Below are 13,662 nucleotides of genomic sequence, written 5' to 3' on the forward strand. Positions count from 1 at the left end.
AGTATTAAAATATTATTACATTAAAACCTATACTTTTCTTATACTCTTCCTAATTTTGCCAATGCATAAATCAGTGTAGAATTCCAATAAATATCGACTTCATTTGTTGAGTAACTCTCTCTATTATCAATGTAGCATTTAGTAGCTGGTGCTGCTCCTAAATCTTGTTTAGCAATATTATCTTCTCTTCCTGTATTAGGTCCTCCTACAATCATACCTGGAATCGTCTTTTCCTTGGCTACAGAAGGTCTATGGTGAGGGAATTTAGGATACACTGTTCCATATCCTGTTACATAAGACATATCCATTGGATTTTTTCCAAAACAATAATTGATCTGTTCATTAGCATATTCTATATATTCCTGTTCATCAAATATCTCACTGGCATGTGCATAAAGAAGCGCTAAACTTAGTACATTCATATTACTTCCCCAGTAATATATATCCTGTTTATTATACACATTATATCCATCTTGTTTTGCTGCAGAAAGAAAAAAGTCCCCTGTCATCTTTAGATTCTCTTTTAAAACCTGAAGTACTCCATCATCTGCATTTGGCAGATTAATATAAGTATCAATAGCATATTCGGCCACACCTTGCCAGCCATATCTACAATCAAGTCTATTTATATCTTTTACAATCCCTTTTATCTTATCATGATATTTTTCATCATTAGTTACTTTAAATAGCTCTACTGCGCCCCATAGTCTTTCATCTAAATCATCGCTATCTCCATACTCACCAGTCAGAATGCCTGTTGGATTTTTAAAATTACTATTAGGAGCCTGCTCCAGATATACCCATGCTTTTTGTGCTGCCTTAAGACATTCATCTGCTAGTTCACTATCTATTTCTTTATAAGCTTCATGTCCCATAGCCATCACAGCTGCAAAATCTCCGGTAGCCGTAGTTGAAATTGGACAAACAATAAGGTCTGATATTTCTAGCTGTGGCATGATATACCCTGGAAAGTTAGCTCCTGTCACCTTATGATATACTCCTCCATTCTCTTGGTTCTGCATCTTTAAAAGCCATACAAGTTGATATCTAACTTCATCTAATACATCAGGTATACCATTTCCACTTTCCGGTATATTGAGATTATCATCAAAAGCTTCCTTATTAGTTTCATACGCCAAAAGCAAATCCGCTACCGCTTTAGACGTTGCTACCACATAACGTCCATAATCACCTGCATCATGCCAACCTCCAGAAACATCTATTTTTTTATCACTACCATATATTGTTGCCATTTCAGTATGACAAGCCTGATGAGCCCACGTATCTCCATATTCCTTTGGAATATCCTGCCCACATCTTTGTAAATAAAAAAACCTTAATGCATCTTCAAACGCCTCTTTGTAAATTCCTTGACCTATTTTAAATTGATAAGATTCTCCTGACGTATCGGTGATAATTTTATATACACCTTCCTTAGTAACTTCAGAAAAATCTCCTATATAATTAGTCTCATCTGCTGCTGGGCTATAGATTTTATTACCCACTTCTCCTGTATACACAATTTCATTAGTATTTATTGAAATAACGCTAAACTTTTTCCCTACTTTTTCACCTCTAAAAACAACCTTTTTTATATCATTAGGCAAATATCCCAACTGATTTAAGATAACATTTTTCTCTGCATCAGGTTCCTGTGAAATTAACGCTTTATTAGCCCCTATCCCATCTCCGTCTTTTACTATTGTCTTTTCTTCCGTAACTTGAACTGTTATGTCTTGAGATGTTTTTTCTTGCACATTGCAGCCTGTTAATGCTCCTATGCTTATGCTAAGATATATAATAAATATTTCCTTTATCTTCATTTTTCTCATCCCCCTATTTTTTACATTATATTAGATATCTTTGTATAGCAAAATAGACTTTCTTGTTGCTTCTTTATAATATGATAAGAAAAATTTTTAATATATTTTTCATCCTAACGCGCAAAAACGTTAACTCCTATAAGGATGATAATTACTCATCCGTTTTTAAACATTACCCTAAAAGAATTTTAAAATTTATTTAGGGATAATCCCTTCTACTCACATATATATAAGTGAAGTAAATAAGATTTCAAACTAAATTAACAACCTTTTCTTTTTAGCACCCCAAGAGATACCTCTCAGCTACTTTTGTAGTCAGCTCCTCTCCTTGCAGTCATGTAAGTCTTGGTTAGTAAGTGAGCTATCTTATTCGACTACTTCAACTTTTTACACTAACCAAAGCATAAAGTCATTCGGGCCCCTAACATGGTTTGATTTTATGAGTTCCCTACTGGTAAATAGTCAACTGAATACTTTTTCTAGGTCTTGTTATTATGCTCTAGGTATCCTAGGGAACGGTACTACGGATCATAGTAACTAAGCCTCCAAAATTACATTGATTAAATACTAGTTTGGAACAAATAAAATAGGCGTAAGCACTGAGCTTACGCCTATTTATCATATCGTTAAATATCGTTCACAAACAAACTTTCAAAACAAAATAGTAACTACTAAACCAACGATTTCTATCCTTAGAAAGGAGGTGATCCAGCCGCACCTTCCGATACGGCTACCTTGTTACGACTTCACCCCAGTTATTGGTTTTGCCTTAGACGGCTCCCTCCCCGAAGGGTTGGGTCACCGGCGTTGGGCCCCCCCAACTCCCATGGTGTGACGGGCGGTGTGTACAAGACCCGGGAACGTATTCACCGCGACATTCTGATTCGCGATTACTAGCGATTCCAACTTCATGTAGTCGAGTTGCAGACTACAATCCGAACTGGGACTGCTTTTTTGAGGTTTGCTGACTCTCGCGAGATCGCTTCCCTTTGTAGCAGCCATTGTAGCACGTGTGTAGCCCTAAACATAAGGGGCATGATGATTTGACGTCATCCCCACCTTCCTCCAAGTTATCCCTGGCAGTCTCTCTAGAGTGCCCAACTTAATGCTGGCTACTAAAGATAGGGGTTGCGCTCGTTGCGGGACTTAACCCAACATCTCACGACACGAGCTGACGACAACCATGCACCACCTGTCACCAATGTCCTAGCAAGCTAGGAAAGAAGGCATTACCCTTCGGTCATCGGGATGTCAAGTTTAGGTAAGGTTCTTCGCGTTGCTTCGAATTAAACCACATGCTCCACCGCTTGTGCGGGTCCCCGTCAATTCCTTTGAGTTTCAATCTTGCGATCGTACTTCCCAGGTGGAATGCTTAATGTGTTAACTTCGGCACCGAGACCCGTAAGCCCCGACACCTAGCATTCATCGTTTACAGCGTGGACTACCAGGGTATCTAATCCTGTTTGCTCCCCACGCTTTCGTGCCTCAGCGTCAGTTATGGTCCAGAAAGCCGCCTTCGCTACTGGTGTTCCTCCGAATCTCTACGCATTTCACCGCTACACTCGGAATTCCACTTTCCTCTCCCACACTCTAGTTCATCAGTTTCAGAAGCAGCTTAGAGGTTGAGCCCCTAAATTTCACTTCTGACTTAACAAACCGCCTACGCACCCTTTACACCCAGTAAATCCGGATAACGCTCGCTCCCTACGTATTACCGCGGCTGCTGGCACGTAGTTAGCCGGAGCTTCTTAGTCAGGTACCGTCATTTTTTCTTCCCTGCTGATAGAAGTTTACAATCCGAAGACCTTCTTCCTTCACGCGGCGTCGCTGCATCAGGCTTGCGCCCATTGTGCAATATTCCCCACTGCTGCCTCCCGTAGGAGTTTGGGCCGTGTCTCAGTCCCAATGTGGCCGTTCACCCTCTCAGGCCGGCTATGGATCGTCGCCTTGGTGGGCTGTTATCTCACCAACTAGCTAATCCAACGCGGGTCCATCCTATGCCGATAAATCTTTACTATAATAATCATGCGATTACCGATAGTTTATGCGGTATTAGCGTTCGTTTCCAAACGTTATCCCCCTGCATAGGGCAGGTTACCCACGCGTTACTCACCCGTCCGCCACTAAGTTCTAGGAGCAAGCTCCTATCACTTCGTTCGACTTGCATGTGTTAAGCACGCCGCCAGCGTTCATCCTGAGCCAGGATCAAACTCTCATATAAAAGTTTGTCCGTGTAGTATCTCTACTACTGACTATTTTACTTAGTACAAGTTGTACTGATTCTCATCTCTTTTAGAGACGTAATGAATCGACTGGTTTATAGTTACTATTTTGTTTTCAAAGTTCATTTGTTGTTTGTTTATCAAGGCTTAATGCCTTTTATTAGCAGCTTTTTTCGCTGCCGACTCGTATAATATTACAGTATTACTAATAAGAAGTCAACACTTTTTTAAAACTTTTTAGAGTTTCTTTATGAAATATAAATGGATTCTATAACTATACTCCTTAATACCTCATTCTTTCTATCTATCCCTCATTTTTCTTCTCTCTTTTAATAAAGAGACTCTACTACTTTATAAATAGTCCCTTATAAAATAGTCTTTTAAAAACTATAATGTGAAGATGCTTCTATTTAATAAAGCAGAAGAGTTCACTTTTTAAATAATTAACTTGTTATCTAATCTTATTAACTTATCCTTATGTTTTAAATACAGATAAGTGCTTGCCAAAACAATACCTTTTACAATACTAGTTATACTTATACTCCACCACACACCATCTAATCCTAATGGTCTACATAGTATTATTGCTAATGGTATGCGTGCCCCTGTTAATAGTATACTTGTGAAATTAGGTAAGTACGTCCTACCCATTCCATTAAATGCACCTGTTATTGTAATTTCTACACACATAAATAATTGAGAATACCCTAATATGAGAAGATATTGCATACCAACCTTAATAGTTTCTATCTCTGAAACGAAAATTCTCATTAATAATTCCCTTCCAAAAATCAGCAGTACCGTAGAGAATAATCCTACACTCAGAGCCATTAACATTGTAATTTTAACACCCTTACCTATACGTTCCTTTTTACCTGCACCATAATTTTGGCCTACATAAGTAGCAACAGCTGTAGAAAATCCTCCTGCTGTTAACCACGAGATAGATTCTATCTGTGAGCCAATTTTTTGTGCTGCAATAGGAACTGGCCCCCAGTGTGCTACAATACGACCAATAATCATCGAAAAAACTGTGAATAATCCACTCTGAATAGCTCCTGGTAAACCTATATGTGTGATTTCTCTAATAACTTGCCAATCTGGTTTTGCAAAAACCTTAAGAACAAAATAATCTAGTTTCCTTTTCAAAATCACTATTATAAAACATAACGTTACTACCATTTGAGCTACAACAGTAGCAAGAGCTGCTCCTAATACACCTAGCTTAGGAAAACCAAACAATCCAAATATAAGAACCGGATCGAATACTATATTAAATATAAGACCAATAGTATTAATAATAAATGGTGTTTTACTATCTCCTAAACCATTAAAAATCCCACTAAATACTGGACCAGTAAAGAAAAATAGCATTGCTGCTGAAACTGTTACTAGGTATGTTCTAGCCATACTTATGACCTCGGCATCCCCTAAAGTAAAGAAATCTATAAGTTGCTTATTAAATAAGATTAAGAAAAAACCATATAAGAGTGCTAGAATGGTATTCATCTGCAGTGCACTAGTAATATACTTCTTTGTTTTCTTATAATCTTTACTGCCTATACTTTGAGAAACCTTAATGCTTACACCTAATTTTGTAATCATAATAAAGGCTTCTGCTAACCATGTAAAAAATCCCGCTGTTCCTACAGCTGCTACTGCATTACTCCCTATCTTCCCTATCCAAATCATATCTATCAAACTATATGCTGTTTGAATAAAAGATACCCCCATAATGGGTATCGCTAATTTAATAAGTTTTCCTGTTATTGAACCTGTTGTCAGATCTATTCTTTGTCCCATACCATTTCCCTTCTTTGTTAATTTACTCCTTAGATTTGCTGTAAAATACTATTCTTTCATACTTCTTCATCTTTTTACCACGCACTACTCTCATGTGTGTTTCTGTGAATATTATTAACAATGTATCTTTTTGAGTATGTCACATACTCAGACTAAAAAGCAATATAAATCTTGAATTAAATACATATAGGAGACCTTCTCATTTTACTAGCAAGGTCTCCTATTTTTAACTATATATAATAGAAAGTTTAGTTATAGAACTAATTTCTTGTTTTGCTTAGAGCTATTTCTACAGACTTTAAGTAGGCTTTAGAAGTAGCTGTGGCTCCAGATACTGCGTCTATATCTACTTGTTGCTTATCTATAATTTGTTCAAAGAGATTTTTACTTACATCTGGTATAAGTGGATTTGATAGCCTTTCAATCGCTATAATCTTACCACCTTCAACTTTCACTTCGACTTCACTTAACCACCTGCTATATTCAAATTTCCCTTCATAGGTTCCATCTGGGATCTCTGATATATTAATTTTGTTAACGGGTGTATTACACATTGCTGGAATATCTTTTGTTACCCCAACTGTAATACCTCCTCCTATAATCACTATACCACAAATTGCCCCAATAATAATTTTTATTCCTTTTTTCATATTTTCTCCCCTGATCTTTCTTTCCAGTAGCTTACTACTAACACTCTAATAACTTGAATCATCTAATCCATACTTAGAGTAGGAGCTTTATGCTTTAATTCATATCCATAATGTTTACTATACTTTAATGTTTCTAATTTATAGTTGTATTAATAGTTATAATAATTTCTATCCCCTTATTAATAACTAGAAGCTCCTATACTTGATTAAGTGCTGTTGTAAATTTGCTAATTCTTTCTTCATCAAAAAGCTCTATATCTACTTTAGTATCTACTTTAGGTGGATTTTCTTTTGTCTTTTCTTTGGATTCTGTTATTTTCTTTATAATAAATTTTTCAAAGAAATTCATTTTTTTAAAGTAAAAGGCACCTCCGCAACTTTCTACAGCAGTTAAATTTTTAATAAATTCTTCTGTGAAATTATTTTTAAGATAATTTTCTATTTGGCTAGAATCCATACAGCAAAAATAAAGGGCTACTTTTTTAGTTTTTAAAATGTCCATATGAGCTTCACAAAAGCTTTTAATATCTTTATTAATCATTCCTGCATAAATAGGTGTACCTAATATAACTTTCTCATAGTTATCTAAAACAATATCACTCTTATCCTTTATACTAACAAGCTGTACTTCACCTTCAAGTCCTTTTGCTATACGTTCTGCTCCTACTTTTGTTGCACCATGTTTTGATGCATAAACCACTAATGTTTTCATATTTCATAACCTCCATTTACTAGCTCTTCCATTTTTATTATATTTTCTAATAGTCTTTGTAAGCATCGGGCTGTCACTTGTATTTCTTCTTCTGGTATGTCTTTATACAGTAATTCTAGAAAATGTTCTTGATATACAAGTTTTCCCTGGAAATATTCATAACACTTAGGACATACTCTTAGTCTTAAGATCCTAGCATCATTTGAATCTTTTTCCATTTTTATAAGACCTTTATCTAGTAACTTTAAGGCTAGCTGCTTTACATTTTGTCTCGAACTTCCTAATGCTTCAGAAACTTGAGTTAAAGTAGGTGGTTCTTCTTCAAATTGAAGAATCATAATGACTAGTAACCACTGCTTTAAGCTGATATCCCCCGGCCCTCTATCTGCAACCCCTTGAATCTTATTAGCTAATACATGAAGTACCGCGAATATAAACTTACTAGGTCCTATCTCCTGTATATCTATAGCTACTTGTTTTGCCATACTACTCCTCCTAAGTAAATAAGAAAGGTAATATATTACCTTTGTACGTAATATATTACCTTTCTTATTGTAAGTCAATATTTTTATAATATTTTATATTTAATTAATATTTATTCCTATATTTAAAATCCCATTCAATTCATCGTTATGACCTAGTATTATTTTTATTATCTATTAATGCTTTACCCTCTTAAATAATACAATAATTAATTTTCTATTTACATCTATTCCATATTACAAAGTCTATAGATGGTTTTTTTATTAAAAGCCATGTTATCTAATCTAACATATAAATATAGCTAGATATATTCTCAATATAAATATCTCTAAAATAAGAAAACATTGCTTTTCAACAAAAAAATAATGCAGGGTCTCAAACTTCTGATTACCTGCAAATCTTAACCTTTTTAAACTCACAGTGCATAATTGCTCAGCTTCTCCCACTAAGCATGATATAATACTTAAGTATAAATAGGCGCTTTATTAGCATCTTAATGTTCTAAGATTAAATAACTCAACACCTTATATGAACTTTTGGGCTATTGAATAATTATAAAGGATTTCATTATCTTCATAATGGCATCCTCATTTTGCTGCCAATTTTGCTTAGATACGTCTATATGTATACCATATTTTTGACCTTCAAATACTAGATCTATAATTTTGCGTTCATTTTCTTCCTTAATAAACATGTTGCCTCTTAAACCATTTGTGGTTTCAAAAATTGTACTGTCAGAATCTGTTTTTTCTAATTCAATAGGTTGATCAGTATAATAACAATAAATAGTTTCCTTTTCATCCTCATTTACATAGATACAAATACCCTTTTTATCTTCTTGCTTTACCTTACCTTTTGCAGTTTCCCAATTATAAGGATAATGTACTTCAAAACGTGTTACATCATCTAAATAAGGTAAACGTATACCATCTCTTTTAATAATCTCATTTTGTTTCCACATTAAAAATAGTACAATTGTTGAAATTGTGCCTATTAAAGCAAATAACCCCACTATCTTAAAAATTAATTTTGCTTTCTTCATCTATTCTCTTCTCCCTTTCCCCGTACTTTCTAACCTTATTCTCAGACCTACTCCAGCTTACTTTCTAACTTTTTTATATTTTTATATATTATATAGATTCTATTTATACAGTCAATCCATTATGCAGTTTCTTGACGCAATCTTAACATCACTTGTAAGATATAAAAGAGATGGACTTTCTAAAATGTCCATCTCTTCTATATCCCTTCTATTCTCCAAACTTATAGCCTACACCCCATACCGTGTAAATATAATCAGGCGTTCTAGGATTTTCTTCTATTTTCTCCCTTAGCTTCCTAATATGAACCATCACTGTGTTATTATTATCAAAATACTCTTGACCCCATACACGTTCATAAATCGTCTCTATTTTAAACACCATACCTTTATTCATCCATAAAAGTTTTAATATACTTAATTCAGTAGGTGTAAGATTAATTTCCTCTCCATTCTTATGCACCTTACCTGTTTCTAAATTAAGCGTTAATCCGTCTTGCTCTAAAACCTTACTACTTGTATGTGCCGTATTTAACTTAGTAAATCGACGAAGCTGAGCCTTTACCCTAGCAATAAGCTCTAGTGGATTAAACGGTTTTGCGAGGTAATCATCTGCTCCAACTGAAAGGCCTAATATTTTATCAATGTCCTCTACCTTAGCTGAAAGCATAATAATCGGCGTATTATATTGTTCTCTAATCTTGATGCAAGCATCTATCCCATTTACTACTGGCATCATAACATCTAATATAATAAGGTCTATCTGTCTCTCCTCTACTAACTGCAGTGCCTCTAGACCTGTCCCTGCTTTCTCTACTATATAGCCCTCATTTTTCAAATAGATTTCTATTAAATCCCTTATTTCTTTTTCATCATCTACTATGAGTATTGTTTCTTGCCCCATTTAATCACCTCATTTGCTTATTGCCCCATATTATGGTTTATATTACTACTTTCAATGTATAGTGCCTTTATTATGTCCTAGGTAATCCTATTTTAAAGCTAATTAAATCTTCATTAATAGTCGCTCCTATTTCACCACCATGTAACTCTACTATATTTTTAGCAATGGCTAGCCCTAAACCACTTCCTCCTGCCATGCTATTCCTAGATTTATCTGCTCTATAAAAGCGTTCAAAGAAAAGTGATACCTCTTCTGGTGAGATATTTTCAAAAGCATTACTAACTGCGACGTAAATTTTGTCTCCTATAGCACGGAGCTCCACATATATAGCTTCTCCTTGTGGACTATACTTAATGGCATTTTCAATAAGATTTTCAAATACTCTTGTCATCTTCTGAATATCTACCTCTGCCGTAGTTCCTGTACTATCAATATAAGTTTCTATCTCGATATTTTTATCACTTGCTAAAGGCATGAGCTCCTCAATTAATTGATTCATTAAGTTACTCAAAGAAATTTTCTCTTTTTTTAATTTAATGGCTTGTTGATGGAATTTAGTTAGTTCAAAAAGGTCTTCAATTAATACCTTTAATTTTTCAGCCTTAGTATAGGCGATATCTAGGTACTTCACTTGATCTTCTTTATCGTGAAACCCTCCATCTTTTACTAAACCAATATATCCTATAATAGAAGTAAGTGGTGTTCTAAGATCATGAGCTACATTAGTAACAAGTTCATTCTTACTTTTTTCTGCTTGCATCTGTGCTTCTATCTGATATTTTAACTCTTTTTCCATGTGAGTGATAGATTGAGCCACCTCCGCTAATTCATCTTCACCTATTACTTCTATTTTATAATTTAAATTACCCTTTGAAATTTCTCCTAAGCACTCTGAAAGATATTCAATATAAGCCACCTTATCCCTAGTTAATCTAAAAATGATTAAAATAAATAAACCTGCACCTGCAATAAAGCCTAGAACATTACCTAAGTCTGTATGAACAGTATGTGAAAAAGGTTCTATGGCCGTTTCATTATATAAATAATACACTTCATTATTTAAAGTAACTGGATAAATACCTACAAATTTGCTACTATCCCCACTAGCCTCACTATTATTGGTTTTTTGAATAGCATTAATCAAATTCAAACTATCCACTACACCATCTTGATACATAATCTTTCCTGTACCATCTACTAAATAAGTCACAGAATCGCTATAAAAGAAATAGTCACCTAATGCATTATCTAATATCTCTTTTATTCTTGCTTCTACTAGTATCTCTTTTGTCATTCCTCTAGAAGTAAAATACTCTGTTATAGCCTGATCAACATTTTCTTTACTCCAGGTATTATTATGATACAACTCCAATAACTTGGTATAAAGTTCACTTAGCGCTGACTCTCTATTGTTATTTCCTGCATTTAACTCTTCTTCATTGAGTCCTAAAAATTGCTCAATTCTATATTCATCTTCATATTGGATAGCTTCCTCTAAAGCAGTATAATCAATATTCTTACCAATATCTGATACCTCTAAATTATTAATTTCTTGTACCATATTGAGTAATTGATTTTGAACGTATTCTCTGCCTTCAGTATAAGTAACATATTCATTTGTTCCCATATCCGTACGATTAATAAAATGAGATACTACCAAGAAAACAACAGTTGCTGCCATAAGTGCCAATATCACCATAGCTAATAATTCTAACCATAAATGTTTGCCAACCGTTGTTTTTCCTCTTTCATAAACCTTACCTATTCTTTCCTTAAGAGGTAGGTTATTGATATGCTTGGGTTCTTTTTTCCTTCTAATCTTCACTATTTCACCTTCTTTTAGGCCTATTGTACTTCACTGCTATAGCCACCATCTATAATCTCTAATCTAGAATCTGAGTCAGCCTCTAAAGTAATCGGTGTAGAACCATCCCCATAGGTGTATATTTTCTCTCCTTTTGGTGATATGCCTTCTATTACATCAAATTCACTTAATACCTTGTTTCTATCTTCATAATAGTCTTCAGTTTGGTTATTACCTAAATATTTCACTTGGAAGCCTTCAATATTAGAAGGTAAAGTTAAATTAACTGGCTCTGTAACATAACCTAATAATTTAATGTGTTCAGGTACAACTGTTGTTTGTATATCTATAGAAGCACGTTCACCATTGAGTGCTATTTCTTTAAAAGCACCATTTAAGTTAATAATACTACTTTCATCTTCTACGGTAATCTTACATACACTATCTGATTTAGCATCTATACTATTACTATAACCTGCTACGTTAATCTTATCATATCTCCCTCTTAATTTAATATTAGAATAATTACTTGATAGTTTGATATTAGTAGGTATTTCTGACTCTACATAAATCTCTCTATTCTCTATATCTTGTATATCAATACCTTGGTACTGGCCTGTTAAATTAGCTTTTACTCTTCCTTGCACCTCTAATTGTGCTGGCTGATTAGAATGAATCTCTAATATTCCTGAATTGATATGTGCTGATATTTGCTCATAACTCCCTTTTAGTTTTACTTCTGAATATTCCATGTCAATTTCAAACTTTTTTACATCTATATCTTCTAGGTTAATGTTATTATCTCTATACTTACTATAGTAGCTATACTCATTGTTTTTTATCTGTATCGTATCATATGCCTTCTGAGGTAAATAGACTGTAAGACTTGCTTTATCCTCTTGAATTCCTATATAGACTGTTATTTCTTTAGTTTGCTCCAAATTAACATAGGTGCTATTTCCTTTTGTTTTTACTTCTAATTCAAATTCAGGTGCCATACCTAGTAGGTCTGTAAAGCTTTGGCTAAACTCTACGTATGGTTTTCCTTGAGTTACTTCTACTTGGACAGGAATCTGGGAATCAATATAAATACTTTGTAGAGCATTTATATCTAAGTCCTGCTTATCATAGTCTGTATATGCATTGAGCTCTTTATAATAAACTTGTCCGGCGATAACAGCACTTGTTATAAAGCCTATTCCAAATATTATGCTAAAAATAATAAGCCATTTCTTCATGTCTATCTCCCCTCCTGACTAGTGCGTATTCTTCTAGGCTTACGATATCTTTGTATTAGATTTCTTATTTGTTTAATCATCATAATAAATAGGATGGTTAAAATAGAACCAAAGGCCAAAGCCGTTATACTACTTGTTATTCCAAGGGCAATTAATAATGCACTAATTTGAGTAGCAAAAAAGCTAGTTATCCCTATAATGAATATTCCCACACCAAAAGAGCCTACTATTCCAGCTATAAAAAATCCAAGAAAAGTAAGTATGACACTTCCAATAATCCCAATAAAAGGTAAAAGCATTAAAATAAGTATAAATTTCGCTAAACGCATTCCCCATTTAACAAATCTGCTTCGCTCCTTTTTTTGATAATTATCCTTATAAGTTGAAAATGAAGTATCATTATATATTTTTTCTTCCTTATCATTGTTTATATTATACGTATTATGATTTTCATGATATGTTTGTTCTTTGCTCATAGAATCTGTTATTTCTTTTTCAAAGGACTTTATATTTTCAGTAGATAGGTTAGCTAAATCTACTTTTTCTGATTTAATTTTACTTGTACTTATTTTATCTAAAGTTTCATTGATCTTACTTAAACGGCTTTTTCTAGCTGTAGATTTACTTTTTTCAAGTTCCTCTGCTACTTCTGCATTTTCTTGAACTAAGTTGGCTTCTTCCTTAGTTTGATTATTATCTATATTTATACCCTCTTGAGTGATAGACATTTCTAAAAATGGTTTGCTATCACTAGTTTCTTTCTTCAAAATGTTTATTTCTTGAGTCGTATTAGCTTGCTTTGCAGACTCTAAATGAGGGAATGCTTGCTGATTTATATGCGATTTATTTTGTTCTTCTTTATCAAGTTCTACCTCTTGATTTTTACTATCTTCTTGGACTAAATCTTGTAGTTCTATCTCTTTTTGCATCTCATCCCCAAGAATATTGTAGCTTCTATAATCCCTTTTAGCCATTTTTTATCTC

The 13,662-nt window shown here is 33.9% G+C and carries 10 protein-coding genes and 1 rRNA gene; all 11 read right to left on the reverse strand.

The annotated features are described in order from the left end of the window. Positions 1–38: 38 nt before the first annotated feature. The 11 genes from QTL86_RS18125 to QTL86_RS18175 all read right to left on the reverse strand — a co-directional run bounded on the left by QTL86_RS18125 (position 39) and on the right by QTL86_RS18175 (position 13,652). A complete protein-coding gene (locus QTL86_RS18125) occupies positions 39–1,823 on the reverse strand; it encodes a glycoside hydrolase family 9 protein (RefSeq protein WP_410495654.1) in 1,785 nt (594 codons plus the stop codon). 696 nt (positions 1,824–2,519) lie between these two features. Next, a 16S ribosomal RNA gene (locus QTL86_RS18130) occupies positions 2,520–4,044 on the reverse strand. A gap of 436 nt (positions 4,045–4,480) precedes the next feature. Beyond that, complete coding sequence (locus QTL86_RS18135; RefSeq protein WP_410495655.1) at positions 4,481–5,848, reverse strand: MATE family efflux transporter; 1,368 nt, start codon at positions 5,846–5,848, stop codon at positions 4,481–4,483. A gap of 260 nt (positions 5,849–6,108) precedes the next feature. Next, positions 6,109–6,498 (reverse strand): FMN-binding protein, encoded by a 390-nt coding sequence (locus QTL86_RS18140; protein ID WP_410495656.1) that lies wholly within the window; start codon positions 6,496–6,498, stop codon positions 6,109–6,111. Between the two features lie 196 nt (positions 6,499–6,694). Further along, positions 6,695–7,210 (reverse strand): flavodoxin domain-containing protein, encoded by a 516-nt coding sequence (locus QTL86_RS18145; RefSeq protein WP_410495657.1) that lies wholly within the window; start codon positions 7,208–7,210, stop codon positions 6,695–6,697. Then, positions 7,207–7,695: a MarR family winged helix-turn-helix transcriptional regulator gene (locus QTL86_RS18150; RefSeq protein ID WP_410495658.1), complete on the reverse strand. Its 489-nt coding sequence runs from the start codon at positions 7,693–7,695 to the stop codon at positions 7,207–7,209. Before QTL86_RS18150 ends, QTL86_RS18145 begins: the two co-directional genes overlap by 4 nt. A 539-nt stretch (positions 7,696–8,234) precedes the next feature. Then, positions 8,235–8,735 (reverse strand): hypothetical protein, encoded by a 501-nt coding sequence (locus QTL86_RS18155; RefSeq protein ID WP_410495659.1) that lies wholly within the window; start codon positions 8,733–8,735, stop codon positions 8,235–8,237. 208 nt (positions 8,736–8,943) lie between these two features. Then, complete coding sequence (locus QTL86_RS18160) at positions 8,944–9,636, reverse strand: response regulator transcription factor (RefSeq protein WP_410495660.1); 693 nt, start codon at positions 9,634–9,636, stop codon at positions 8,944–8,946. Positions 9,637–9,706: 70 nt separating this feature from the next. Further along, on the reverse strand, positions 9,707–11,461 hold the full coding sequence (locus QTL86_RS18165) for an ATP-binding protein (protein WP_410495661.1): 1,755 nt from the start codon (positions 11,459–11,461) through the stop codon (positions 9,707–9,709). A gap of 20 nt (positions 11,462–11,481) precedes the next feature. After that, positions 11,482–12,678, reverse strand: coding sequence for a hypothetical protein (locus QTL86_RS18170; RefSeq protein WP_410495662.1), 1,197 nt, complete (start codon positions 12,676–12,678; stop codon positions 11,482–11,484). A gap of 2 nt (positions 12,679–12,680) precedes the next feature. Continuing rightward, positions 12,681–13,652 (reverse strand): hypothetical protein, encoded by a 972-nt coding sequence (locus tag QTL86_RS18175; protein WP_410495663.1) that lies wholly within the window; start codon positions 13,650–13,652, stop codon positions 12,681–12,683. Positions 13,653–13,662 lie beyond the last annotated feature (10 nt).

The sequence above is a fragment of the Cellulosilyticum sp. ST5 genome, from assembly GCF_046529625.1.
In the GTDB taxonomy this organism is placed as follows: domain Bacteria; phylum Bacillota; class Clostridia; order Lachnospirales; family Cellulosilyticaceae; genus Cellulosilyticum; species Cellulosilyticum lentocellum.